General features: G+C 46.3%; 22 protein-coding genes. 19 read left to right on the top strand and 3 right to left on the bottom strand.

All coding sequences use genetic code 11. The features are described from left to right. A complete protein-coding gene (recD, locus tag VIC_RS10660; protein WP_006959722.1) occupies positions 1-2,100 on the top strand; it encodes an exodeoxyribonuclease V subunit alpha in 2,100 nt (699 codons plus the stop codon). Between the two features lie 29 nt (positions 2,101-2,129). On the opposite strand, the gene VIC_RS10655 is transcribed toward recD, so the two are convergent. Beyond that, on the bottom strand, positions 2,130-2,309 hold the full coding sequence (locus tag VIC_RS10655; RefSeq protein WP_006959721.1) for a hypothetical protein: 180 nt from the start codon (positions 2,307-2,309) through the stop codon (positions 2,130-2,132). Positions 2,310-2,563: 254 nt separating this feature from the next. Further along, positions 2,564-3,901, bottom strand: a complete 1,338-nt coding sequence (gene argA / locus VIC_RS10650; protein ID WP_006959719.1) for an amino-acid N-acetyltransferase — start codon at positions 3,899-3,901, stop codon at positions 2,564-2,566. Between the two features lie 245 nt (positions 3,902-4,146). On the opposite strand from argA, the gene VIC_RS10645 reads away from it, so the two are divergent. The 14 genes from VIC_RS10645 to VIC_RS10580 all read left to right on the top strand — a co-directional run bounded on the left by VIC_RS10645 (position 4,147) and on the right by VIC_RS10580 (position 18,093). Next, complete coding sequence (locus VIC_RS10645) at positions 4,147-4,536, top strand: DUF2850 domain-containing protein (RefSeq protein ID WP_006959717.1); 390 nt, start codon at positions 4,147-4,149, stop codon at positions 4,534-4,536. A gap of 68 nt (positions 4,537-4,604) precedes the next feature. After that, positions 4,605-5,708 carry a murein transglycosylase A gene (mltA, locus tag VIC_RS10640; protein ID WP_006959715.1) on the top strand — a complete coding sequence of 368 codons (1,104 nt, stop codon included), beginning with the start codon at positions 4,605-4,607 and terminating at the stop codon, positions 5,706-5,708. An 86-nt stretch (positions 5,709-5,794) separates the two neighbouring features. Further along, a complete protein-coding gene (gene tcdA / locus VIC_RS10635; protein ID WP_006959714.1) occupies positions 5,795-6,604 on the top strand; it encodes a tRNA cyclic N6-threonylcarbamoyladenosine(37) synthase TcdA in 810 nt (269 codons plus the stop codon). Positions 6,605-6,621: 17 nt separating this feature from the next. Beyond that, positions 6,622-7,050 (top strand): cysteine desulfurase sulfur acceptor subunit CsdE, encoded by a 429-nt coding sequence (gene csdE, locus VIC_RS10630; RefSeq protein WP_006959712.1) that lies wholly within the window; start codon positions 6,622-6,624, stop codon positions 7,048-7,050. Between the two features lie 162 nt (positions 7,051-7,212). Continuing rightward, the gene (gene rlmN / locus VIC_RS10625; RefSeq protein WP_006959710.1) at positions 7,213-8,337 is read left to right on the top strand and encodes a dual-specificity RNA methyltransferase RlmN; all 1,125 of its coding nucleotides are present in this window, start codon (positions 7,213-7,215) and stop codon (positions 8,335-8,337) included. 323 nt (positions 8,338-8,660) lie between these two features. Then, positions 8,661-9,653, top strand: a complete 993-nt coding sequence (gene rodZ / locus VIC_RS10620) for a cytoskeleton protein RodZ (protein WP_006959708.1) — start codon at positions 8,661-8,663, stop codon at positions 9,651-9,653. Positions 9,654-9,661: 8 nt separating this feature from the next. Continuing rightward, positions 9,662-10,780, top strand: a complete 1,119-nt coding sequence (gene ispG / locus VIC_RS10615; RefSeq protein WP_006959706.1) for a flavodoxin-dependent (E)-4-hydroxy-3-methylbut-2-enyl-diphosphate synthase — start codon at positions 9,662-9,664, stop codon at positions 10,778-10,780. Positions 10,781-10,811: 31 nt separating this feature from the next. Further along, positions 10,812-12,080 (top strand): histidine--tRNA ligase, encoded by a 1,269-nt coding sequence (hisS, locus tag VIC_RS10610; RefSeq protein ID WP_006959704.1) that lies wholly within the window; start codon positions 10,812-10,814, stop codon positions 12,078-12,080. 61 nt (positions 12,081-12,141) lie between these two features. Next, positions 12,142-12,756, top strand: a complete 615-nt coding sequence (locus tag VIC_RS10605; protein WP_006959702.1) for a YfgM family protein — start codon at positions 12,142-12,144, stop codon at positions 12,754-12,756. A gap of 11 nt (positions 12,757-12,767) precedes the next feature. Next, a complete protein-coding gene (gene bamB, locus VIC_RS10600) occupies positions 12,768-13,928 on the top strand; it encodes an outer membrane protein assembly factor BamB (protein ID WP_006959700.1) in 1,161 nt (386 codons plus the stop codon). A 155-nt stretch (positions 13,929-14,083) separates the two neighbouring features. Then, a complete protein-coding gene (gene der / locus VIC_RS10595; protein ID WP_006959698.1) occupies positions 14,084-15,571 on the top strand; it encodes a ribosome biogenesis GTPase Der in 1,488 nt (495 codons plus the stop codon). 58 nt (positions 15,572-15,629) lie between these two features. Continuing rightward, positions 15,630-16,496, top strand: a complete 867-nt coding sequence (locus VIC_RS10590) for a hypothetical protein (protein WP_006959696.1) — start codon at positions 15,630-15,632, stop codon at positions 16,494-16,496. 311 nt (positions 16,497-16,807) lie between these two features. Next, positions 16,808-17,797: a GGDEF domain-containing protein gene (locus tag VIC_RS10585; RefSeq protein ID WP_006959694.1), complete on the top strand. Its 990-nt coding sequence runs from the start codon at positions 16,808-16,810 to the stop codon at positions 17,795-17,797. Between the two features lie 77 nt (positions 17,798-17,874). Beyond that, complete coding sequence (locus tag VIC_RS10580; RefSeq protein ID WP_006959692.1) at positions 17,875-18,093, top strand: zinc ribbon domain-containing protein; 219 nt, start codon at positions 17,875-17,877, stop codon at positions 18,091-18,093. On the opposite strand, the gene xseA is transcribed toward VIC_RS10580, so the two are convergent. Further along, positions 18,090-19,421 carry an exodeoxyribonuclease VII large subunit gene (gene xseA / locus VIC_RS10575; RefSeq protein ID WP_006959690.1) on the bottom strand — a complete coding sequence of 444 codons (1,332 nt, stop codon included), beginning with the start codon at positions 19,419-19,421 and terminating at the stop codon, positions 18,090-18,092. The genes VIC_RS10580 and xseA overlap by 4 nt on opposite strands. A 231-nt stretch (positions 19,422-19,652) precedes the next feature. Between xseA and guaB the strand changes: the two genes are divergently transcribed. The 4 genes from guaB (at position 19,653) to VIC_RS10555 (ending at position 25,605) form a co-directional block, all read left to right on the top strand. Next, a complete protein-coding gene (gene guaB / locus VIC_RS10570) occupies positions 19,653-21,116 on the top strand; it encodes an IMP dehydrogenase (protein ID WP_006959688.1) in 1,464 nt (487 codons plus the stop codon). Positions 21,117-21,242: 126 nt separating this feature from the next. Beyond that, positions 21,243-22,796 (top strand): glutamine-hydrolyzing GMP synthase, encoded by a 1,554-nt coding sequence (guaA, locus tag VIC_RS10565; protein WP_006959686.1) that lies wholly within the window; start codon positions 21,243-21,245, stop codon positions 22,794-22,796. A 312-nt stretch (positions 22,797-23,108) separates the two neighbouring features. Continuing rightward, positions 23,109-24,764 carry a chitinase gene (locus tag VIC_RS10560; RefSeq protein WP_006959683.1) on the top strand — a complete coding sequence of 552 codons (1,656 nt, stop codon included), beginning with the start codon at positions 23,109-23,111 and terminating at the stop codon, positions 24,762-24,764. 250 nt (positions 24,765-25,014) lie between these two features. Next, positions 25,015-25,605, top strand: a complete 591-nt coding sequence (locus tag VIC_RS10555) for an acetate uptake transporter (protein WP_006959681.1) — start codon at positions 25,015-25,017, stop codon at positions 25,603-25,605. Positions 25,606-25,636: the final 31 nt, after the last annotated feature.

Genomic DNA, 25,636 nt, shown 5'->3' with positions numbered 1-25,636 from the left:
ATGCAAGATCTCTTTTCGCGTCTTCAGCCTCTGGCGAGCAAAGGTTCAATCCGACAGATTGATTATCAGTTTGCTCGATTTATTCTTGCTCAAAGTAAAGATGAATACGTTGCTTTTGTTGCGGCAATCCTCAGCTGCGAGCTAGGTAAGGGGCATATTTGCTTGCCACTGTTTGACTGTTACGGACAGCCTGTGGATTTGGCAGCCAAATTGGGGCTGTTTGGTGATGCGGCTGTTGAGCTTAATCAAATGCTACAAAAGGTAGATTGGCCATCACTACTTCAAGCTTCATCTTTGGTCGGAGATCAAGGGCAGACATCGCCAATGATTTTTGACGGTGAACGACTTTACCTGCATCGTTATTGGCATTACGAAGTTGTACTGGCAAATCGCTTGAACAGCTTTGGGTCACCTATGATCCTAAAGCCTACTGATGCTCAAAAACTGGCAGAGTTGTTGAATCACCTGTTTGCCAGAAACTATCGTTACCTCTTTACTGATCTGGCCTCCGCGCAATCTGATGGGAGTTCTACACAGGTACTGAGACAGCAGTTAGTCTGCGATCATCTTGATGTAGTGAGCAGCGAACAGCTCGATTGGCCTACCATAGACCAAAAGCTCCTTAGTGCGACCAAAATAGAGCATTTGAACGTGCTGGATCAGTTGGTACCCGTGTCGGTCTGTGTTAACTGGCAAAAGGTAGCGGCAGCTGTGGCATTGACGCGACGCTTTGCGGTGATTTCTGGTGGTCCGGGTACCGGAAAAACCACCACCGTGACGAAATTGCTTGCCGCTTTGATCACTCAGGCTCAGCAAGCTGGCGATGCTCCGGTGATTAAGCTCGTCGCTCCGACAGGTAAAGCGGCTGCGCGATTGACGGAATCTATCGGTAAGGCGGTAGCAGAATTGCCTGTTGAACCTGCGCTTAAAGAGCAAATCCCAACCGACGCCAGCACTTTGCATCGCTTGCTAGGAGCTGTGCCAAACAGTGTTGAATTTCGTCACAACCAGCACAATCCACTTCACCTCGATATCTTAGTGGTGGATGAAGCCTCTATGGTGGATCTGCCTATGATGTACAAGCTGGTGGATGCACTGCCTAAACATGCTCGTTTGATACTGCTCGGTGATAAAGATCAGCTTGCGTCGGTGGAAGCTGGGGCGGTGTTGGGAGATATTTGTTCCTTTTACCAACAAGGCTACAGTGCCCCTCACGCTGGTGTGATTGCTCAGCTTACTGGCTACCAGACACTAGCCCAATCCTCCAATACTACGGCGACTATTGCTGATAGTTTGTGCATGCTGCAAAAGAGCTACCGATTTGATGCCCGTTCAGGTATCGGACAATTAGCGAAAGCGATCAATTCCGGCTCAATGCAAAAAGTCGATTGGGTCTGGCAGCGAGATTTCGAAGACATAGCGAGATTTCCTATCGATGGTCAGCACTACAGTCAGATGATTCAAACATTGGCACAGGAATACAGCCATTACTTAAAGAGAATCGGACAAGTGGTGGTGGATCCCAACACTGAACAACCAGAAACCACTCATCAGCGCGCAAAAGATGCGCTGCAGCTGTTCGCAAAATGTCGTTTGCTGTGTGCCGTTCGGGAAGGAGATTTTGGCATCTCAGGACTTAATCAACGCATAGAGCGAGCATTAAACGCACGTAAAATGATTCAGGTTCAGGACGAGATTTGGTATCACGGAAGGCCCGTTATGGTGGTACGTAACGATCACGCATTGGGTTTGTACAATGGTGATATTGGCCTTTGTTTACGTGATAACTCGGACGGAGTTGAGCGACTGAAGGTGTTTTTCGAACTCCCTGATGGCTCGGTTAAAGCTGTGCTTCCAAGCCGAGTACCTGAGCATGAAACGGCCTACGCGATGACGATTCATAAATCACAGGGCAGCGAATTTGAGCACACCTTGATGATATTACCACCGGAATTTACACCAATTCTGACTCGTGAGCTTATCTACACGGGCATTACGCGTGCAAAACAAAAATTGAGTTTATATGTGGATGACAGAGTTTTGGCGCGAGGGGTGAAGATCAGGACTGAGAGAGCAAGTGGCTTGGTAAACCGTTTATAACAATTACCATCCATGGCTATTGAGAGGAGTTATTGAATTGCCTGGCTGAAAGAGATACTGCGGATGCCGTACTTCTGCTGGTAGTTCAATATAAATGCTTTTAAACCCTTACTGACAGGAAAGACGCAGTGGACGTCCAGCCCTTCCAGAAGTTCGTTATCAGCCATATCCCAGAAACTCTGGATCGAGTTACAGATGATGGTTTTCATCGGTCATTTGCTCTTAGTGACGTTGTTATCTACCTCAAGCAATCCGTGCGACTTATCAGGCTTAGGTGCCTGTAAGTTGAAGACGAGTCCAATCGGGCTCCCCTTTTTCCCGTAGCGGGTTATTAGGGAGCTCGAATTTTAACCAGTTAATGCGACAAAATAAAGCGGAAAAATTGATCTAAATAGTGACAACAGCGTTTCAGTGATGAGACAAGACAAAGAAACTGCCTAACTCTTTGTCTTATCACTATGCATTACAGTTCAATCGCTAGAATCTTCGATTTTCTTTGGTAGTTGTAGAGGTTTTGCTTTTGCGAAGGAAGAAAATCAACAGACATTTCATAGAAGCCTTGTTCGCGGAACCAATGTAGGCTGCGTGTCGTCAGAACGAAAATATGCTTAATCCCCTGAGCCTTCGATTGTAATTTGATATGGTTGAGCAGCAAGACGCCACGATTACCATCACGGTATTCTGGATGAATGGCGACGCACGCCATCTCAGCCATTTTTTCCTGAGTGTATGGGTAAAGCGCTGCACAGCCGATGATCAGGCCATCTTTTTCGATGATGGTGAACTGATGAATCTCTTGTTCAAGCTGCTCGCGAGATCGCCTCACCAGTACGCGCTGTTCTTCGAGAGGACGAATTAAATCTAGTATCCCGCCAATATCGTCGATGTCAGCCTGGCGAACTTGCTCGGCACTCGCTCTTACGATTTGAGTACCGATACCATCTAAGGAGAACAACTCCTGAATTAAGGCACCATCAACTTTGTAGCTCACCAAATGGCTGCGTGGGACGCCAGCTCGACAGGCGGTAGTGGCTGCACGCAGAAAGCGGATAGTACCTGAGGCACTGTCTTCGCTATTGCCGCTGTCTTGTTCAAGTTTTTCGAGAAACTGCTCTGCTTCACGCGGGAAGAGCTCAGCAACAGCATTTCCATTCTCATCAATGACCCCTTGTTCCGAACAAAAGCCAATTAACTTGTCAGCATGTAATTTGAGTGCAACTTGAGTTGCAACTTCTTCGGATAAAAGGTTGAAGGATTCACCGGTTACTGAGCTGGCAATTGGGCCAAGTAGCACTATAGAGCCTTGATCGAGTGTACGGTTGATGCCTTCGACATCAATTCGACGAATTCGACCACTGTGACAGTAATCAACCCCATCATCAATACCAAGTGGTTGTGCAATGACAAAGTTACCGCTCACGACGTTAAGCTGAGTACCGGCCATAGGCGTATTGCCCAAACTCATCGACAGCTGGGCGGTAATGGCTAACTGAAGTTGTCCTGCGGCTTGCATGACGATATCTAGGCTAGTTTCATCAGTAATACGAACGCCTTTGTGATAGGGCGTATCATGTTGGAATCGGTCTAGAATTCGATTGATTTGCGGGCGCGCGCCATGGACGAGGACGATCTTGACCCCCAAGCTATGAAGCAGAGCCAGATCGCTGATAATATTAGCAAAATTGTTATCAGCAACCGCTTCGCCACCTAGCATGATGACCATGGTTTTGCCACGGTGGGCATTCACGTAAGGGGCCGATTGGCGGAAGCCTTTGACTAAAGCGGTATTACGAATCTTCACTATTTATCCAATAAAGATGAATTTATATGTGATTATATTGCAATTTTATTCCCTTGGCGGCAAGGGCTTTTTGGGAGAGAGCGCCAAAAAACGTATCAACTCAATAGCTGGAGATATTTTTGAATGTTATAGGTGTGGTGAGAACCATACTTATTTCTAGCAAAGTTAAGTAATTAGGCTAACACTTAACGTAATAAATAAACTTGTCATTAGCTGGTTAATGAAGTTCAAAGTAGGCGTCAAATTTGAAGAAAAAGAAATTGTTAGAGCGTGGAGTATTGATTGCTGCTGTTGTGCTGGCCGTAGCTGCCATCTTTGTATCCAAAGTGCTCTACGACCGATATCAGGATATTACACATCCTAATTCAATGGTTTATGGAACATGGGTCGAACAGGGTGTGGCGCCTTACTCTGCAGACCGCTTCGTGCTCAATGAAACCGGTGTGGTGATTGACGGTGGTGTGGTTAACACGCGTTACCGCTTTAACGGGAGCTATGTTGAATTTCAGGTGGGCGAAGAAAAGCGTCGTTACCAAATCCTTAATCAGAGCTTCAGCCAGATGAGACTGATTTCTGAACCGCATTATCAGCCTATTTATCAATTGTCAGAAAAGTCCAAAAATAACATTCGTTAACGTCTATCTGATTGCGCTAACCGTTTGAGTTTGTCATCCTTTGTTACAGGCTTGAAAGGAATAAACCTGTGTTCAAAAAATATCTTCCAATTGTGGCAGCCAGTGTTCTCTTTGGCTGTGCACAACCGCACGATCGTGCTCAACAATATCTTGATGGTGAATTTAATTCGATTCTGAATAAAACCGCAGTTGTAGAATCGGACAAACCACGGGATTTCACTGAATTTACCAAACAGTCTCAACAAGTCGTTGAAAACTCACCTTCTATGGCTCGGGTTTATCAGCCTTTGTATGAAAAGCTCAATGAATGGGTATTACAGAGTGGTGATCCTGCGCAGTTAGCTGACTTTGGCATTCAAACTGCCCAGCTAGGCGGCGGTGATAAGCAAGGTAACGTCTTGTTCACCGGCTATTTCTCACCAGTAATGGAATTGCGCCACGAACCGAATGAAACCTACAAATACCCAGTCTATGGCAAACCAGAGTGTGACGCTGATTGCCCGACGCGCGCTCAAATTTATGACGGTGCATTAGAAGGACAAGGACTGGAATTAGGTTATGCAGCGAATATGATCGACCCATTCCTGATGGAAGTGCAGGGCAGCGGCTTTGTTCATTTTGAAGATGACGATACGCTGGAGTATTTTGCCTACGGTGGGAAAAACAACAAAGCTTACGTCAGCATTGGTAAGGTGTTGATAGAGCGAGACCAAGTCCCGCGCGAAAAAATGTCGCTGAAAGCTATCAAAGAGTGGGTGATGGCAAATGATGAAGCGACCGTTCGTGAGTTACTTGAACAAAATCCATCTTATGTGTTCTTTGAGCCCCGAGCGGACGCTCCGGTGACAGGTACAGCTGGGATCCCATTACTGCCAATGGCATCTGTGGCGGGTGACCGTTCGATTTTCCCTATGGGAACACCTATTCTTGCTGAAGTGCCATTGCTCAATGCCGATGGCACTTGGAGTGGTGCCCATCAGTTACGCCTACTAATTGTTCTCGATACTGGTGGTGCGGTGAAGCAGAATCACCTCGATTTATACCATGGTATGGGGCCGAGAGCAGGAACTGAGGCGGGTCACTATAAGCACTTTGGGCGAGTGTGGAAGCTGGGGCTGGAAAACTCGTCAACTCAAGCGCCTTGGGCATTGCCTCCCGAGAAGTTACAATAGCTTTTCTCATCTAGACTTTTTAATAAAGAGTGCGTATAAATCGCACTCTTTATTTTTGTACCATCACTCGGCGGAAGAACAGCACCATGCGCGAACTTGATACTCCGGCTTCAGACAACTACAACCAACGCTTCGGCGGCACTCGTCGTCTTTATGGCAATAGCGAAGTGGAGATCCTTCGTGCCGCGCACGTTTGTGTGATCGGCATTGGCGGCGTAGGCTCTTGGGCGGTTGAAGCATTGGCTCGTACAGGCATCGGTGAGTTGACCTTGATTGATATGGATGATGTCTGTGTTACTAACATCAACCGTCAGATCCATGCCATGAGCGGTACGGTGGGACAGAGTAAAATTGAAGTGATGGCCGAACGCGTCAATCTTATCAATCCAGAGTGCAAAGTTAATCTGATTGATGACTTTATTACGCCAGACAACCAGCATGAATATCTGTCAAAAGAGTTTGATTACGTGCTTGATGCGATCGACAGCGTGAAAGCGAAAGCTTCACTGCTGGCGTATTGTCGTAGCAACAAGATTAAAGTGATCACTACCGGCGGTGCAGGTGGGCAAGTCGATCCAACCCAGATTCAAGTTGCTGACCTGACCAAAACCATCCAAGACCCATTGGCGAAAAAAATTAAAGATACTTTGCGTCGTCACCATAATTTCCCCAAGAATCCGCAGCGTAAATTTGGCATTGAGTGCGTATTTTCAACGGAACAACTGAAGTACCCTCAGCCAGACGGCAGTGTGTGCGGTGTTAAATCTACAGCGGAAGGGCCAAAGCGTATGGACTGCGCCAGTGGATTTGGGGCGGCGACGGTCGTTACCGCAACATTCGGCTTTGTGGCGGTTTCGCGCATTGTCGAGAAGCTGATTCAGAAATACCGTAAATAGTTCGTTTGGAGATTCTTATGTCCTCATTCCCACAGTCACCTTTTGGCACTGATATTCAAGCAGAAGACATCGTTACGACTATGCAAGGCTTTAAAGGCTGGGAGGATCGTTACCGTCAGGTCATTCAGTGGGGGAAGAAACTTCCTGCGATGCCTGATGAGCTGAAATCTGAGCAAGTCACGGTTTCAGGCTGTGAAAGCCAGGTTTGGCTGGTGAGTGAAAATCTTGATGGTGTGTGGCATTTTTGCGCTGACTCCGACGCACGTATTGTGCGAGGCCTTATTGCGCTCGTTATGGCGGCTTATAATGGCAAAACCAGCGCAGAAATTCAGGCATTCAATATTGATGAGTACTTTGAAAAATTGGGTCTCATTGCCCATCTCAGCCCATCGCGAGGCAATGGTTTAAAAGCGATTGTTGAACAGATAAAACAAGTCTCCCGCTAACCGCAACCCGCCGATTTGGCGGGTTGATTGTTTCTGTATGAAATTTAATCACTGAGATATTAATGCCTTAAAAAATACAGGGTGTTAGACCTCTTGTTGTCGCTGAATAAAGGCTGTACAATTCGCGCCCTTAATTAATGTTACGTCGTTTCGTGAGGCCACATGACCACTGAAAAAATCAATCTACTCGACTTTGATCGCCAAGGAATGCGCAAGTTTTTTGCTGAAGAGCTAGGTGAAAAAGCATTTCGTGCCGAGCAGGTGATGAAGTGGATCTACCATTTTGGTGTCGATGACTTCGAGAAGATGACCAACATTAACAAGAAGCTGCGTGAGAAATTGATCCATCGGTGTGAGATTAAAGCCCCTGTGGTGGCGGAAGCTCAACACTCTTCAGACGGGACAATTAAGTGGGCGATGAAGGTTGGCGACCAGGACGTAGAAACGGTTTATATTCCTGAAGATGATCGTGCGACTTTGTGTGTGTCGTCTCAGGTTGGTTGTGCATTGGAATGTAAGTTCTGTTCAACCGCTCAGCAAGGCTTTAACCGTAATCTGAAAGTCTCTGAGATTATTGGTCAGGTATGGCGTGCAGCACGTGAAATTGGTTTGGAAAAAGAGACAGGCCGTCGTCCTATCACTAACGTTGTGATGATGGGGATGGGTGAGCCACTGCTAAACATGAAAAACCTGATCCCAGCATTGGAATTGATGTTGGATGATCTAGGTTTTGGTCTATCTAAACGTCGCGTTACGGTATCGACTTCTGGTGTGGTATCGGGTCTGGATCAAATGACAGGTCAAATTGATGTCGCGCTAGCGATTTCACTTCATGCACCAAACGATAAGTTGCGCAGTGAAATCATGCCAATCAACGACCGTTGGGATATTCAAGACTTCCTAGCATCTGTGCGTCGTTACATCGCTTCTTCCAATGCGAACCGCGGTAAAGTGACTGTGGAATACGTGCTACTGGACCATGTAAACGATGATATGGACCATGCGCGTGAATTGGCTGAGCTGATGAAAGATACGCCGTGTAAGATTAACCTGATTCCGTTTAACCCTTATCCGGGTTCTCCTTACAAAAAACCAAGCAACTCACGCATTGACCGTTTCCAGAAAACATTAATGCAATATGAGCATACAGTGACGGTTCGTAAAACGCGTGGTGATGATATTGATGCCGCATGTGGTCAGTTGGTTGGTGATGTGATTGACCGTACTAAACGCACCGCAATGATTCGTGCCGCTAAAGGTGACACCATCGCAGTAAAAGCAGTTTAATTGAGTGTTTTGACGACAAAGCCAGGGCTCAGCTCTGGCTTTTTTGTAAATTGGTGTTGCTAAATAATGTCAAAATCAGGAAAAACCTTGAGCTGCTTGTAATTTATGCGCCTTTTCTATGTTGTTTCATCTCTGATATCTATTAGAATTAAACTTTAGTGCTTTAGAGGTAATACCTCTGCGATTGAGTGAAGTACTTTTATGCAATTTGGTGAGGCAATATCCTCAAAAATTTTGGATTTTGAACAAAACCAGCACAACTAACGAAAAACGATAAACGTGCGATTGGCTCAGAATCCCCTGAAAAGAGACGTTAAAACATTATGAGTGTTGAACAGCAAACACCAGTACAAGAAGAGAATAAAGTCGAAGCGGGTACGATTTTAAAACAAAAACGTGAAGAGCTCGGCCTGACGCAGCAACAAGTGGCGGATCGACTACGTTTGCGTCGCTCCATCATTGAAAACATCGAATTGAATCAATTTGAAAGTGAACAGGTGGCGACCTTTACTCGTGGTTACCTCCGTTCTTATGCACGTGTCGTGGGCATTAAAGAATCTGTGGTGTTGTGCGCATTAGATGATTGTGGTGAAGCGCAGCACGAAGAGCATGAGATGCAAAGCTTTTCGCAGAAGACCAATAAAGAAAAACACGATAGCCGCATTATGACTCTGACATGGGGCATTTTTGCCATTATTGTCGGTATCTCTTCCGTTTGGTGGTGGCAAAATCAAGAAAACAGCGCAGTTGAGCTGACCACTGCAACGGAACAAGAAATGAAAATCGAGCAAGAGCTGGCTGAAAACGATGAGCTAGATTTTGCTGCGGTTGAGCCAAGCCTGATTAATGAATCACCAGAGGGCCAGCAAGTGGTTGAACAGCCACTTGAAGAGGTCACTACTCCGGTTGAAACAGCAACGGCTGAGCCTGAAATCGTTGAGCAGCCAACTGAAGTTGTCCAAGCAATTACTGAGCCTGCTGAACCTGAAGTCGTCACGGAGCCAGTCACTGAACCGGTTGTTGCCGCTGAGCCGAACCAACCAGAGAAAGAAACCGAAAATTCTTCTGAACCCGTTGTCGCCAACCTCTTAGAAATGTCTTTCAGCGATGACTGTTGGATTCAGGTGAAAGATGCGACAGGTAAAACACTGGCGACAGGTATTAAGAAAGCCGGTCAGGATTTACAAGTGAGCGGTGAAAGGCCTTATAACGTGATTTTGGGTGCCCCAGAAAACGTTTCAATGACATTATCAAGTGAACCTGTCGACCTTTCTGGGTATACTTCAGGCAAAGTAGCAAGATTCACCTTACCTTAGAAATAAATATGCAACACGAATCTCCTATCAAACGTCGCCCATCGACTCGTATTTACGTGGGCGATGTGCCTATTGGTGACGGTGCTCCGATTGCAGTGCAGTCAATGACTAACACCAGAACAACAGACGTCGAAGCGACTGTTGCACAAATAAAATCACTGGAAAATGTCGGTGCTGATATCGTTCGAGTGTCAGTTCCTACTATGGATGCGGCTGAAGCCTTTAAGCTAATTAAGCAGCAGGTCAACATTCCGCTGGTGGCTGATATTCACTTTGACTACCGTATAGCGCTGAAAGTTGCTGAGTACGGTGTTGACTGTCTACGTATCAACCCGGGTAATATCGGTAACGAAGATCGTATCCGTTCAGTCGTTGATTGCGCGCGCGATAAGAATATTCCTATCCGTATTGGTGTGAATGGCGGCTCTCTGGAAAAAGATATCCAGATGAAGTACGGCGAACCAACGCCTGAGGCGCTGGTAGAGTCTGCAATGCGTCATGTTGATATTCTGGATCGTCTAAACTTTGACCAGTTTAAGGTCAGTGTAAAGGCGTCAGATGTTTTCCTTGCTGTGGATTCGTATCGCTTGTTGGCGAAGAAAATCGATCAGCCACTTCACTTAGGTATTACAGAAGCGGGCGGTGCTCGTGCGGGTTCTGTGAAGTCTGCAGTTGGTCTGGGTATGCTATTGGCAGAAGGTATCGGTGATACGCTGCGTATTTCTCTGGCAGCTAACCCGGTTGAAGAGATCAAAGTTGGCTTTGATATTCTTAAATCTCTGCGTATTCGCTCCCGTGGTATCAACTTCATTGCTTGCCCAAGCTGTTCACGTCAGGAGTTTGATGTGATTAGCACGGTTAACGCGTTAGAAGAGCGTCTTGAAGACATCATTACTCCGATGGACGTGTCTATCATTGGTTGTGTCGTCAATGGCCCGGGTGAAGCAGAAGTCTCTCACCTTGGTCTTGCTGGCAGCAACAAGAAGAGCGCATTCTACGAAGACGGTAAACGTCAGAAAGAGCGTTTCGACAATAATGACCTTGTTGACCAGCTAGAAGCTAAAATTCGTGCAAAAGCTTCAACATTAGACGAAGCAAACCGCATCGACGTAAAAGTAAAAGATTAATCTCAACGTAACCAAAATTACGGTAAATATTGTGGCAAAGAAAATCCAAGCAATTCGAGGCATGAACGACTGCCTTCCAACTCAATCACCACTGTGGCAAAAACTTGAAAACGCAGTGAAGAATGTAATCAGCGCATACGGTTACAGCGAAGTGCGCATGCCAATCGTTGAGATGACTCATCTATTTAGCCGTGCTATCGGTGAAGTCACGGATGTGGTTGAAAAGGAGATGTACACCTTTGACGATCGCAATGGTGACAGCCTGACTCTTCGTCCGGAAGGGACTGCTGGTTGTGTGCGCTCTTGTATTGAGAACAGTCTGATTGACCGCTCTGAGCAGCGTCTATGGTACATGGGGCCAATGTTCCGTCATGAACGTCCACAGAAAGGCCGCTACCGTCAATTCCACCAGTGTGGTGTAGAAGTATTTGGTCTGGATGGTCCAGATGTCGATGCTGAACTTATCATGATGACAGCACGTTTGTGGCGTGAGTTGGGTATTGATAAACACGTTCGTCTTGAGCTGAACTCTATCGGTTCTCTAGAAGACCGTGCTAACTACCGCACAGCTTTGATTGCCTTCCTTGAGCAACACATCGATGTTCTGGATGATGACTGCAAACGTCGTATGCACACAAACCCGCTGCGCGTTTTGGATACTAAGAACCCTGACGTTCAGGCGATTCTTGGTGATGCGCCACGTCTTTCAGATTATCTTGGTGAAGAGTCCAAACAACATTTTGCTGGTCTTTGTGAACTTCTTGACGCTGCAGGTATCGAATACACAGTAAATGAGCGTCTGGTTCGTGGTCTTGATTACTACAACCGCACGGTATTTGAGTGGATCACGGAAAGCTTAGGGGCTCAAGGCACGGTATGTGGCGGTGGCCGTTATGATGGTCTAGTCGAACAGTTGGGCGGTAAAGCAACGCCAGCTGTCGGTTTTGCAATGGGTCTTGAGCGTCTGGTTCTCATGCTAGAAACACTAGAACTGACAGACGTTCGCCGCTCTGTTGATGTCTACATGGTTACTGCGGGCGAAGGCACTATGATGGCGGGCATGAAGCTGGCTGAGTTACTACGTGAGCAAGTTCCAGGCATTCGTGTGATGAACCATTTCGGTGGTGGTAACTTTAAGAAACAATTTAAGCGTGCCGACAAGGTAGGTGCAGCAGTGGCGCTGGTTCTTGGTGAAAACGAAGTAGCAGATAACACTGTGGTACTGAAAGACCTGATTGGCGGCACTCAAGAAACTTACGGCCAAGCAGACGTTGCAGCTAAGCTGGCAGAGTTGGTTTAAACGCATTCAAATTTGAAGTGGTGATTCTAGTCACCACTTTTTAGATTCAAGAGGACAGGAAGTGGAACTCTACGATACTGAAGAACAACAAGTAGAAGCGATCAAAGATTGGTGGAAAGAAAACGGTAAAGCGGTCATTTTCGGCGCGGTTATCGGTCTGGGTGGCCTATTTGGTTGGCGCTACTACCAAGATTCAGTGACAGCAGCTCAGGAAGCTGCGTCTGAAAGTTATACCAAGGCTGTTCAGGAACTGGCGGCCAAAGGTGCTGAAGGCGAAGGTGCGGTTCAGAGCTTTATTGATGCTAACAAAGAGACTCAGTATGCAGTCCTTGCAGCTCTTCAACTAGCGAAAGTGCAGGTTGAAGCGGGCAGCTTAGATGAAGCACTTGCGCAGCTTGAATGGGCAAAAACAGCGACTGAAGACCAAGCACTAATTTCTGTTATTTCTTTCCGTCTTGCTCGCTTGAAAGCAGAACAGGGTGAATTTGATGCGGCTGTTTCTGAACTAGCTGCAATTAATGATGAAAGCTGGGCTGGACGTGTTGCTGAGCTGAAGGGGGATATCCTTCTTCGTAAAGGTGATGCGGAAGGTGCGTACGCAGCTTATACCGAAGCACAGCAAGCGGATGATGCAAGTCAGACTATACAAATGAAACTGGACGACCTGGCGAAGTAATGGTGCTGTGCATGAATAAAATGCTGAAAAAAGCCCTCACTGCGGCGGCCATTTTGGGTGTTCTTGCTGGCTGTGCCAGTGAAGAAGATACCATTATCATGGCGCCAGTGCCTCAGGTTGACAGTGAATTCACTCCGAAGAGTGAATGGAGTGCCAGTGTTGGTGATGGCGTATCAAACTACTTCTCTAAATTGTCTCCTGAATATGCTTATGACAAAGTCTTTGTTGCAAGCCGTGAAGGTATTGTGAAGGCACTGAGCCCTGAAAATGGCAGTACCTTGTGGCAACAAGATCTTGAACAGAATGTTCCCGCTCGCTTATCTGGTGGCATCACTGCAGGTTACAGCCAAATTTTTATTGGTAGTGAAAACGGTCAGGTGATTGCCCTGAACGAAGAAACCGGTGAAGTGAACTGGCGTGTAGATGTTGAAGGTGAAGTGCTAGCGGCACCTGCGACGGAAAGCAACTTAGTTATTGTTCACACTGCAACGGGTATGTTGATTGCTCTGGATCAGGCAACCGGTGATATCAAGTGGACCATCAGCACAGAAGTGCCAAGTCTGACTCTGCGCGGTAACAGCGCTCCTGTGACGGTATCTGGCGGTGTATTCTGGGGAACAGCGAATGGTCGTCTAGCGGCTGCGATTGCAGAGCGTGGTCAGCTGATTTGGCAACAGCCTATCGGTACGCCACAAGGAGCAACAGAAATCGATCGTCTAGTCGACGTTGATGCTTCTCCACTGGTTCTTGGTAGCACACTGTATATTGTTGGTTATAACGGTCAGTTGACCGCTATTGATCTGCGCTCGGGTAAGTCAGTCTGGAAGCGTAAATACTCGTCATCTACTGATCTTGCCAGCGATGGTGGTCGTCTGTTTGTTGTGACAGATAAAGATTATCTGGTTGCCGTTGATGCACGCAGTGGCACAGAGCTTTGGAGTAACGAGCAACTTGAACACCGTCTATTGACCGCACCGGCACTCATTAATGGCTATGTGGTTGTGGGCGATAGCGAAGGTTATCTGCATTGGCTTGACCGAGATACTGGCGAATTTGTTGCACAGCAGCAAATCAACAGCAGCGGTTTCGCAGTTGCGCCAATTAATGTGCCAGATGGCTACATTGCAGTAACACGTAATGGCGATGTAAAGAAACTGAGCATTACCAAGTAATCGTGTGATATAATTCACATTCGGCTCCTGGCTGGTAACAGTTGGGAGCCGTTTTATTGGATAGAACAAAATAAAATCTGTAGTTATAGGTAAACACTGGTATTGGGATTAGTCATTACCTATAACTACATAGAAAGTATATTGTAGAGGTTGTTATGGTACCTGTTGTTGCTCTGGTAGGGCGTCCAAACGTTGGTAAATCAACGTTGTTTAATCGACTGACTCGCACGCGTGACGCATTAGTCGCGGACTTCCCTGGCTTAACTCGTGACCGTAAATATGGCCAAGCTAAGCTTGGTGAACACGAATTTATTGTTATTGACACTGGTGGTATCGACGGTACTGAAGAAGGTGTTGAAACTAAAATGGCTGAACAGTCGCTTGCGGCGATTGATGAAGCTGATGTTGTACTGTTTATGGTGGATGGCCGTGCCGGTCTAACTCCATCGGACATCGCGATTTCTAATCACCTGCGTAAGATTGAAAAGCCTTCAATGCTTGTCGTTAACAAAGTTGATGGCATTGATGCGGATGCAGCCTCGGCTGACTTCTGGCAGCTAGGCGTTGAAAGCATGTACCAGATTGCTGCGGCACATGGCCGTGGTGTGGGTGCATTGATTGACCGCGCACTAAACCCATTTGCTGAGAAAATGGCGGAAGAAGCACGAGGTGAAATCGAAGATCTTACAGACTTCATTGACGAAGATGAAGAGAAGCTTGATTACACTGAAGAAGAAGCAGAAGCGGAATTTAAGCGTCTTCAAGATCAACCAATCAAATTGGCGATTATCGGTCGTCCAAATGTTGGTAAATCGACGCTCACTAACCGCATCCTTGGTGAAGAGCGTGTAGTTGTGTATGACATGCCGGGCACGACTCGTGACTCTATCTACATTCCGATGGAGCGAGACGGTCGAGAGTATGTTCTTATCGATACTGCGGGTGTCCGTCGTCGTAAGCGTATCAACGAAACAGTAGAGAAGTTCTCCGTTGTTAAGACTTTGAAAGCGGTAGAAGATGCTAACGTTGTACTGCTTGTTATCGATGCACGCGAAAACATCTCAGACCAAGATCTTAGCCTGCTTGGCTTTGCATTGAACGCAGGTCGTTCGATTGTCATTGCCGTTAACAAGTGGGACGGCTTGGATATGGACGTTAAAGAGCACGTTAAAAAAGAGCTCGATCGTCGTCTTGGTTTTGTTGACTTCGCTCGTATTCACTTTATTTCTGCTCTTCACGGCACTGGTGTTGGCCATTTATTCGAGTCTGTTCAAGAAGCGTATAAGTCAGCGACCACTCGTGTGGGCACTTCGGTTCTGACTCGTATCATGAAAATGGCGACCGAAGATCACCAGCCACCATTGGTTCGTGGTCGTCGCGTGAAGCTGAAATATGCACACGCAGGCGGTTATAACCCACCAATCGTGGTGATTCACGGTAATCAGGTTAATGAACTGCCGGATTCTTACAAGCGCTATCTGATGAACTATTACCGTAAGTCATTAGAGATCATGGGCACGCCAATTCGAATTCAATTCCAAAACAGCGATAACCCATTTGAAGGCAAGTCAAATAAGATGACCTTGTCTCAAGAGCGTAAACGTAAGCGCTTGATGAGCATGATGAAAAACCGCAAGAAATAATATAGAACAACAAAAAGCGCCTTTAAATAAGGGCGCTTTTTTTATACAGGATAGCTAGATGTCTGTTACACCTACAATTACACGCTTTTGTCACGATACGTGGCAGCTTGCTTCTCAGGTTCAACGCGTTGAATTGGGACAAGATTACCTTTACCTCATCACCGAAATGACCCCATTCCACCCCGTAAGTCATATCTGGCCTGATCATCCAGCGGATAAAGGAACCATTGACGGTCACGTGGTGATTGATTGTTTGGTTGGCGCTGTTGAACTCAGCAGTGATGAGCTCTACGTTGGCAGTGCAATCCCAGTCAAACGCGATGAAGAAGGATGGGCATTTGTTGTTGTGCATTGCCTAGATAAATCGGTCACAGGCCTTGTGGCTCAGCAGGAGGTCACACTCGTTGTAGACAAACCGTATCAGCAAGCACTGAGTCGGGGACACAGCGCTGGGCATATCGCCTATTTGGCGCTTAACAAAGTGTTAGTGGAAAATGGTTACTGGCGCAAAGAGGCAGATCGTAAAGACCCACACGGCTACTACGACTTTAACAGCTATGCCCAAGAGGCAAGCTTTGTGAGTGAAGATAAGTGTATCGATACATACCGTCTTGGCAAAACACTGCGCAAGCGAGGGCTAAACAGTGCAGACATGCTGGCTGATTTAGAAAAGATACAATCCTGGGTTAACCAGCAGATAGCACAATGGTTAACTGTCGATTCTGATATCGAGATAAAATGCTGTGGCAATGCGTTAACAGATTCACGTTATTGGCGATGTGATCTTGGAGAACAGAACCTTGCTGAAATCCCTTGCGGTGGTACACATGCTAAAAACCTCAATGAATACAAAGACATTGTGGTTAATTTGATTCAAATTGATGCGCAAAATATTGAAATGCACACTAATGTAATCGCGGCATAATTATAATGCGATCATTTTATTAAATTCTAAATGCCTGGGTTTTTGCGCTTTATTTGGGTTTTAATATTGTTTTAAATTCAAAAACAGCACATGTAACTTATGCTTTCGGTGTGTGGTTATATAAATATTCTTTTGAGGGGTGATCGCTGATCAAAATGGATTTAGCCGATGATCTCATGAAGATCTTTACCCCATAATATAGATGTCAACTCGATAATCAATTATTCAGTATGCTAGTGTGGCTAAGGTCTGATTATAAAATGACCTTATATGTTACTTTGTTCTGTTAATAATAAAAACGAGTCAGCCTTATGAGTTATAACCGACTTCTGAATGCCCACAGAGAGGTCAATAAGTTGCTCACCAAGCTTGCATTAGGAATGGGGAAAGCAGAACTCAATCGCAGAGTGGTTGATCTGTCCGAGCATTGGTTTGGTGAACGCCGTGCGTCCATTTTGCGTCTTGATGAGCCGACACAACAATTGCATTTGGAATATGCGCCTAGTTTGCCTGATTTCTACAATCAGGCGATAGAAGGGGTTGAGATTGGGGAAAACGTCGGCTCTTGTGGTGCAGCGGCTTTTCTCAAGCGAACGGTTGTGGTGGAAGACATCAATCACCACCCTAACTGGGCGCCTTTTCTCTCTATTACTGAAAAAGCTAACCTTCGCGCTTGCTGGTCGGTACCTATATTAGCGAATGATCAGACTGTGATGGGTACATTTGCGATATACAGCTCGCAACCTTCTAAGCCAAGCGAAGAAGAGCTGGAAGTTCTAGAAATGTTGGCTTCTCTTTACGCTGTCGCGTGGGAAAAATATCAGCTTGAACAGCAGCTTCACTATCACGCTAGTTATGATTGCTTAACAGGTTGTCTGAATCGACGAGCGTTGCTTCAGCGAGCTTCTGATTGTCTCAACACCAATTTAACTTACGTCGCATGCTTCTTTGCCGATATTGATAAGTTCAAGCAGATCAATGACAAGAATGGACATGAAGCAGGGGATGTTGTGTTAACAGCAGTTGGCCACGCCTTCAAACACTGTTTTTCAGAGTCAGGCATTAGTGGACGCTATGGTGGCGATGAGTTTGTCGCGTTTGCGTTTTCAGATGATGAAGAAGCTCTCCGGACCCTGCATACCGAGCTCAGAGAAAGTTTGGCAGAGATTACTCCACTGCATACGATTGAAGTCAATGTGAGTGTCGGGTTGTCTATTGTGAATATTGAACGCCTAGACTCTATTGAGTGCTTGATTAAACAAGCGGATAAGCAGATGTATCAGGTTAAGCATCACCACTGAGAGTGACTTAGATCATAGTATCTGGAGTGCCTCAGAATATAAGCTCTCAGTAGAAGCATCGATTAAGAGAATTCAATATGAACCCGTGTCCAGTATGTCAGAAAGAGCTAGAGTGGCAAGGTCATTACCACTGCAATGACTGTGCAAGTGATTACATCAAGGTTGGCTACTGCCCTGAGTGTGAAGACAAGCTAGAAAAATTACAGGCTTGTGGTTCCGCCAGCTATTTTTGTCACACTTGTAACGAACTTAAGTCGAAGTCCAGAGTTGGCTTTCAGTTCATTAAACAGGCTTAAACGACGGTAGAATGTATCTCTCCGTCAGATAAACGGGTGACCAGAGTATCACCCGTTTTTGTCTCGGCCGCTTTGGTCAGCACTTTACCTGATGCATCTTGAGTAATGGAGTAGCCACGTTTTAACGTCGCGAGCGGGCTGACAGTATCCAGTTTTTCAGTAGCCAGTGCGAGTTGGTGGCGAGAGTTAAGTAGCTTTCTGTCCATCGCGTCCATCAGAGTTTGCTCAAGTCTTTGTAACGACAGCTTCTGTTCATTAAGTCGCGCCACTGGAGAGTGGAGTTGTAGCTTATATTGCTGGCGTTCTACGTTCTGACTGCGGGTAGTCAGATAGCGTTCCATTGAGCGTTGCAGACGAACAGACAACTCGTCGAGCTGTTGGCTCTGTCTCTGAAGTTGATGAGACGGGTGTTGACGTTCCAGTCGGTGCTGTAGCGCCGACGTGTTTTGTTTATGCTTGGTCAGATAATGACGAATAGCACTATGAAGTTTGTGCTGACGAGTATTGATGGCTTGCGCTTTATGGCTGTTATCTCGGCTGACTAATTCCGCTGCGGCTGACGGCGTAGGTGCACGCATATCGGCAACAAAGTCGGCGATAGTCACATCAATTTCATGTCCAACAGCACTGATAATAGGTATCTGACTGGCTGCAATTGTACGTGCAACAACTTCGTTGTTGAAACACCAAAGATCTTCCAAAGAGCCGCCACCACGGCCAACAATCAACACGTCACATTCGTTGCGACTATTCGCACAACCTATCGCCTGTGCGATCTGAATGGCCGCATCTTCTCCTTGAACCAATGTAGGGTAAATCACGACAGGTAACGAAGGATCACGCCTCTTAAGGACATCAAGAATATCGAAGAGGGCAGCGCCGGTTTTGGAGGTCACTACGCCAACGCGTTTTGGGTGCTCCGGCAATGTTTGTTTACTGGTTTGGGCAAACAAACCTTCACCGGCCAGCTTCATTTTCAGTTCTTCAAACTGCTGCTGAAGTCGGCCATCACCCTCAGGCTGCATACTTTCGATAATAAGTTGGTAGTCACCACGAGGCTCATACAATGACAGACGAGCTTTGACTAAAACCTGATTGCCATTCTGAGGTTTAAAAGTCACTCGGCGATTGTTGCCACGGAACATGGCGCACTTAACCTGAGCACGGGAGTCTTTGAGGGTAAAATACCAGTGGCCTGAAACGGGCGCAGAGAAGTTTGAGATTTCGCCGACCAACCACACAATACCCATTTCATTTTCTAGTAATAGGCGAACTTCAGAATTAAGACGAGATACAGTGAAGATGTTTTGATTAGTCAGAGATGACACAGCTAATCTCATAGGCGTGAGTATGGAAATTAGCGGCAATATAATACATAGCAAGGGGGTAATTGCAAGAAAAAAATTAAAAAAACTTGTGGTCAAGCGATTGCGTTAGCCGTATAATCCGTCCGCAATATCTAATCCAAATGCAGCCTAGCTTCTCCGCTAACTGCCCTCATTATGCGAAACGATGAGACCGGATTGTTCTTTTACTCCTCTAATTGTGAGATATTGCAAATGCTAAGAATTGCCAAAGAAGCGCTGACATTCGACGATGTTCTACTAGTGCCAGCACACTCCACCGTTCTCCCAAACACAGCTGATCTTCGCACTCAGCTGACGAAAAATATTACCCTTAACATTCCGATGATTTCTGCCTCTATGGATACCGTGACGGAAGCTCGTCTGGCTATCGCTCTAGCGCAGGAAGGTGGCATTGGCTTTATCCACAAAAACATGTCGATTGAGCAGCAAGCTGAAATGGTTCATCAGGTTAAGATTTACGAAGCTGGCGTGGTTTCACATCCGGTTACTGTAAACCCTGATGCAACAATTGCAGACGTTGTGGCTCTAACAGAAAAGCATGGTTTTGCAGGTTTCCCTGTCGTAACTGACAACAATGAGTTAGTTGGTATCATCACTGGCCGTGACGTTCGTTTCGTAACTGACCTTTCTAAGAAAGTTGAAGTCGTTATGACACCTAAGGAGCGTCTGGCGGCAGTAAAAGAAGGTGCAACTCGTGAAGAAGTGCAAGAGAAAATGCATGAAGCACGTGTTGAGAAAGTACTGGTTGTGAACGATGAGTTCCAACTAACTGGTATGATTACAGCAAAAGATTTCCATAAAGCAGAACGTAAACCAAACGCATGTAAAGATGCGCAAGGTCGTCTACGCGTTGGTGCAGCAGTTGGTGCTGGTGCAGGTAACGAAGAGCGTGTTGCAGCCTTGGTTGAAGCGGGTGTTGACGTTCTACTTATCGACTCTTCTCATGGCCATTCAGAAGGCGTCCTAAACCGTATTCGTGAAACTCGTGCGGCTTACCCAGATCTCGACATCATTGGCGGTAACGTTGCAACGAGTGCAGGCGCTAAAGCGCTGATTGAAGCGGGTGTCAGTGCTGTGAAGGTTGGTATCGGCCCAGGCTCTATCTGTACCACTCGTATCGTAACTGGCGTAGGTGTTCCTCAGGTTACTGCTATTGCAGATGCGGCAGAAGTTGCGAACGAATACGGCATTCCAGTTATTGCAGATGGCGGTATCCGTTTCTCCGGTGATATCTGTAAAGCTATCGTTGCTGGCGCATCATGTGTGATGGTTGGCTCAATGTTCGCTGGTACCGAAGAAGCACCAGGTGAAGTAATTCTATACAACGGCCGTTCTTACAAAGCTTACCGTGGTATGGGTTCTTTAGGCGCGATGTCTCAAGGCTCATCTGACCGTTACTTCCAGTCTGATAACGCTGCCGACAAACTTGTTCCTGAAGGTATCGAAGGCCGTATCGCATACAAAGGTCGTCTAAAAGAGATCGTTCACCAACAAATGGGTGGTCTACGTTCAAGCATGGGTCTTACTGGCAGTGCAACCGTTGAAGATATGCGTACTAAAGCTGAATTTGTACGTATTTCGGGCGCTGGCATGAAAGAATCTCATGTACACGACGTTCAAATTACCAAGGAAGCACCAAACTACCGTCTAGGTTAATTTCTTACTGTTGTAAAAATAAAACCTACACACCTGACGTAAACGTTTGCTTTTTCCTTGAAGCATTAATAAGAGGCGAGTACACTCGCCTCCGTTTTAATAACTTAGCTTATAAGACTGCTCAAAATGACTAAAAATATTCATGACCAACGTATTCTGATCTTGGACTTCGGTTCTCAGTACACTCAGCTAGTAGCACGCCGTGTACGTGAAATCGGTGTTTACTGTGAACTGTGGAGTTGGGACGTTGAAGAAGCGGATATTCGTGAATTCAATCCAGACGGTATCATCCTATCTGGTGGTCCAGAAAGCGTAACGGAAGATAACTCTCCACGCGCGCCTCAATATGTATTTGACTCTGGTGTGCCAGTACTAGGTGTATGTTACGGCATGCAGACTATGGCTGAGCAGCTAGGTGGTAAAGTTGCCGGTTCAACCGAGCGTGAATTCGGCTACGCACAAGTCAAAGTTTCTGGTGAATCGGCACTGTTTAAAGATCTTGAAGCAACTCAAGACGTGTGGATGAGCCACGGTGACAAAGTTGTAGAAATTCCAGCGGACTTCGTAAAAGTCGGTGAGACAGACACTTGTCCTTATGCGGCAATGGCCAATGAAGAGAAGAAATACTACGGTGTTCAGTTCCACCCTGAAGTAACGCACACTAAGCAAGGCAAGCAAATGCTTGAGAACTTTGTTCTTGGCGTATGTGGTTGTGAAGGGCTTTGGACTTCAGAATCGATCATTGAAGATGCCGTTGCGCGTATCAAAGAGCAGGTAGGTGACGATGAAGTTATCCTAGGCCTATCGGGCGGTGTGGATTCATCTGTCGTTGCAATGCTGGTTCACCGCGCTATTGGTAACAAGCTAACCTGTGTATTCGTCGATAACGGTCTGCTTCGTCTAAATGAAGGTCAGCAAGTGATGGATATGTTTGGCGACCAATTCGGCCTGAACATCATCAAAGTTGATGCGGAAGAGCGTTTCCTTGCGGCTCTTGAAGGCAAGTCGGATCCAGAAGAGAAGCGTAAGACTATCGGTCACGTATTTGTCGACGTATTCGATGAAGAGTCTAAGAAGCTGAAAAATGCGAAATGGCTTGCTCAGGGTACTATCTACCCAGACGTCATCGAGTCAGCGGCATCTAAGACAGGTAAAGCACACGTAATCAAGTCTCACCATAACGTTGGCGGTCTGCCAGACGATATGGAAATGGGTCTCGTTGAGCCTCTGCGTGAGCTGTTCAAAGATGAAGTTCGTAAGATTGGCCTAGAGCTTGGTCTTCCATACAACATGCTTTACCGCCACCCGTTCCCAGGTCCTGGTCTAGGTGTTCGTGTTCTTGGCGAAATAAAGAAAGAGTACTGTGACTTGCTACGTCGCGCAGACGCTATCTTCATTGAAGAGCTACATGCAGCGGATCTTTACAACAAAGTATCGCAAGCCTTCACGGTGTTCCTACCAGTACGCTCTGTTGGTGTAATGGGCGATGGCCGTAAATACGATTGGGTGGTTTCTCTACGTGCAGTTGAAACGATCGACTTCATGACGGCACATTGGGCGCACCTACCATACGATTTCCTTGGTAAAGTATCTAACCGTATTATCAACGAAGTTGACGGTATTTCACGTGTGGTTTACGACATTTCGGGTAAACCACCAGCGACGATTGAGTGGGAATAATCCTGTTCGTTGATGCAAAACGTTAAGAGCCAGCCTTCGGGCTGGCTTTTTTAATGGCTTAATAATTATATAGTGTAATGTTCTGATAAATTAACATTGCTCGCTGATGATGACAGTGTTATTGGATTCTATATCGGTGAATTATTTGGTGTTTTTGAAGCCAAAAGACATTTTTATTGGCCTAGACCGTTTCTTATTTCGTTGTAACTACAAAGTGACTCGCAACTTAACATCAGGTGAGTTCATTCACCGTGATTCTTGATCTGACTTTTTCTAATCTCTTTTCAGTTTTATAAAACAAGGAAAAGTGAGATGAAGAAAGTAAGTTACTTGGCCGCCGCCGTATCTTTGGCTGCTATGTCGTCCAGTTGGGCGATGACCAATATTCAACCTGACCCGCAGAATCCGAATGGTTATGTGGTTGCCCGCGCTGACATTCAGGCGGCAGAACAAGCACAAACTTCCGATCCTATGTACCAGATATGGTCTCAGGCACTTACTACAGCACCGAATAGCGTTGTTGAGGCGATTGAGCCCAACCTTGCCACTAATCCGGATAACGTTAAGCGCGCTGAACGTGTGTTCCCTCAGGCTGAGTGGGATTTTCTGACTAATATGGCTGCGCCTGAATATACTTATACCCGCTTCCTACGTGCGATTGGTAAGTTCCCTGCGTTTTGTGCTGAGTATACGGATGGGCGAGATTCCGATGCGATCTGTAAACGTTCTATCGTGACGGCATTTGCCCACTTCGCGCAGGAAACAGGGGGGCATATTGCCAAAGATAATGTGTCGGATAACCCATTAGGTCTTGAAGAGTGGCAACAGGCACTTGTACATGTGCGTGAAATGGGCTGGTCAGAAGGTCAGGAAGGCTATACCACTGGTTGTGGACAGAACGATTGGCAAAACAAAAAATGGCCGTGTGCAGCTGGACAGGGTTATTTTGGACGTGGTGCTAAGCAGCTTTCTTACCACTTTAATTACGGCGCGTTTTCCGAAGCAATGTTTGATGGTGATGCGTCTGTTTTGCTCAACAACCCAGGCTTAGTTGCCGACTCTTGGTTGAACTTAGCATCTGCGATCTGGTTCTTTTTAACGCCACAAGCACCGAAACCAGCGATGTTGCATGTGATTGATAAAACGTGGTCGCCTTCTCAACGTGAAATTGAAGCGGGGATTGGTTATGGCTTTGGCACCACCATTAACATCATAAATGGGGGCATTGAGTGTGGAGAACAGAATAAGAATAAAGGGCAACCCGTTAACCGCATAAGATATTGGGAAGGACTGTCGTCTTATTATCAGATTCCAATCGAAGCCGATGAAAGGAATACCTGCTGGCAACAAACTCCATACGGCAGCCTTAACCTAAATGGTGCGACTGATGTGTTGTACACCAACTGGGACGGCAACTGGAAGTACTATGCTGATCGTCCGGGTGGTTATTCATTTGAGTGTGAATTAGTTGGATTCCAGACTGCTTACTCTGCGCTGGTACCGGGTGACTACGAAAAATGTGTGACTAATTTGTACGGCTCTCACGCGAGTTGGCCTGAAGTGCGTGTTGTTGACCAGTTAGACCCGGTTGACCCTGATCCTGGCACAGGAAAGGCTTGGAGTGCTACTAAGGTGTACAACACAGGTGATGAAGTCATCCATGAAGGGGCGACGTATAAAGCGAAATGGTGGACACAGGGGGATAATCCGAGTGCTGGTGGGCCATGGGAATTAGTTTCCGGAACGCCAACGGAACCAACACCGGAGCCTACGCCAGATCCAACTCCGAATCCTGACCCAACGCCAGTGCCTGATACCTTTATTCAGTGGCAAGCTGGTGTAACTCAGGTTGCCAACGGCGATAAAGTTACCCATGAAGGTAAATGTTTTGTCGCTAAAAACGGCCCGGGCGTTTGGGACACGCCAACCCAATCGAACTGGTTCTGGGATGAAATCTCTTGCCAGTAATGTAAAAGGTTCATGACTCATTAGCTAAGCTCCTGCAATAAGCAGGAGCTTTTTATTTGCGACTACTAAGAGTAATGAACAGTGGCTTCAAGCAACTGTTCATTCTATTGATGGCGTAGCCTGCCATTGCTTCTAGCTTTATGGGACGGTTTTCGGAATCTTAGATTGCACATTCCAGATCTATCTTTTTTATCGAACGGAATTAAACTTCGCGCGTAAATTTTATTAATTTTTTTGAAAGGTGTGCAAAATGTCAACAAAACTGGCTAACCCAGCTCCACTTGGTCTGATGGGTTTCGGTATGACAACCATCCTGCTAAACATTCATAACGCAGGCTTCTTCCCAATTGATTCAATGATTTTGGCAATGGGTATTTTCTATGGTGGTCTGAGCCAAGTGATTGTCGGCATGATGTGCTTTAAACGTGGTGATACGTTTGGTACTACCGCGTTTACTTCTTATGGCTTGTTCTGGCTAACATTGGTTGGCTTGATTGTTATGCCTTACATGGGTTTACCAGCAAGCCCTGCACACTTTATGGGTTGGTACCTAGCTCTGTGGGGCATCTTCACGGGTTTCATGTTTATCGGCTCTCTTTGCTATCCAACAGCGAAGCAAGTGGTTTTCGGCTCGCTAACTATTCTGTTTTTCCTACTTGCCGCACGTGATTTCACGGGGAGTGAGCTGATTAGCACAATTGCAGGTTTTGAAGGTATTTTCTGTGGCGCAAGTGCAATCTATTTCGCGATGGCTCAAGTACTGAACAACGAATATGGCCGTACTATTCTGCCTATTGGTGAGAAAAATGCATCGATTGCAACAGAAGCTGTTGCAGCGTAAAGAATATTGCTTGCATGGCTAATGGCCGTGT

The organism is Vibrio coralliilyticus ATCC BAA-450, from assembly GCF_000176135.1.
GTDB classification, from domain to species: Bacteria; Pseudomonadota; Gammaproteobacteria; order Enterobacterales; family Vibrionaceae; genus Vibrio; species Vibrio coralliilyticus.
Note: the sequence above shows the minus strand (reverse complement) of the source record. Positions and strands in the feature narration are given on the sequence as shown.

Coding starts and splice junctions, on each gene's coding strand:
- VIC_RS10655 (WP_006959721.1), bottom strand. CDS start 2,309: ATGAAAACCATCATCTGTAACTCGATCCAGAGTTTCTGGGATATGGCT.
- VIC_RS10580 (WP_006959692.1), top strand. CDS start 17,875: ATGAACCCGTGTCCAGTATGTCAGAAAGAGCTAGAGTGGCAAGGTCAT.
- csdE (WP_006959712.1), top strand. CDS start 6,622: ATGTCCTCATTCCCACAGTCACCTTTTGGCACTGATATTCAAGCAGAA.
- VIC_RS10585 (WP_006959694.1), top strand. CDS start 16,808: ATGAGTTATAACCGACTTCTGAATGCCCACAGAGAGGTCAATAAGTTG.
- VIC_RS10560 (WP_006959683.1), top strand. CDS start 23,109: ATGAAGAAAGTAAGTTACTTGGCCGCCGCCGTATCTTTGGCTGCTATG.
- VIC_RS10555 (WP_006959681.1), top strand. CDS start 25,015: ATGTCAACAAAACTGGCTAACCCAGCTCCACTTGGTCTGATGGGTTTC.
- rlmN (WP_006959710.1), top strand. CDS start 7,213: ATGACCACTGAAAAAATCAATCTACTCGACTTTGATCGCCAAGGAATG.
- recD (WP_006959722.1), top strand. CDS start 1: ATGCAAGATCTCTTTTCGCGTCTTCAGCCTCTGGCGAGCAAAGGTTCA.
- guaB (WP_006959688.1), top strand. CDS start 19,653: ATGCTAAGAATTGCCAAAGAAGCGCTGACATTCGACGATGTTCTACTA.
- tcdA (WP_006959714.1), top strand. CDS start 5,795: ATGCGCGAACTTGATACTCCGGCTTCAGACAACTACAACCAACGCTTC.
- guaA (WP_006959686.1), top strand. CDS start 21,243: ATGACTAAAAATATTCATGACCAACGTATTCTGATCTTGGACTTCGGT.
- der (WP_006959698.1), top strand. CDS start 14,084: ATGGTACCTGTTGTTGCTCTGGTAGGGCGTCCAAACGTTGGTAAATCA.
- bamB (WP_006959700.1), top strand. CDS start 12,768: ATGAATAAAATGCTGAAAAAAGCCCTCACTGCGGCGGCCATTTTGGGT.
- rodZ (WP_006959708.1), top strand. CDS start 8,661: ATGAGTGTTGAACAGCAAACACCAGTACAAGAAGAGAATAAAGTCGAA.
- VIC_RS10590 (WP_006959696.1), top strand. CDS start 15,630: ATGTCTGTTACACCTACAATTACACGCTTTTGTCACGATACGTGGCAG.
- ispG (WP_006959706.1), top strand. CDS start 9,662: ATGCAACACGAATCTCCTATCAAACGTCGCCCATCGACTCGTATTTAC.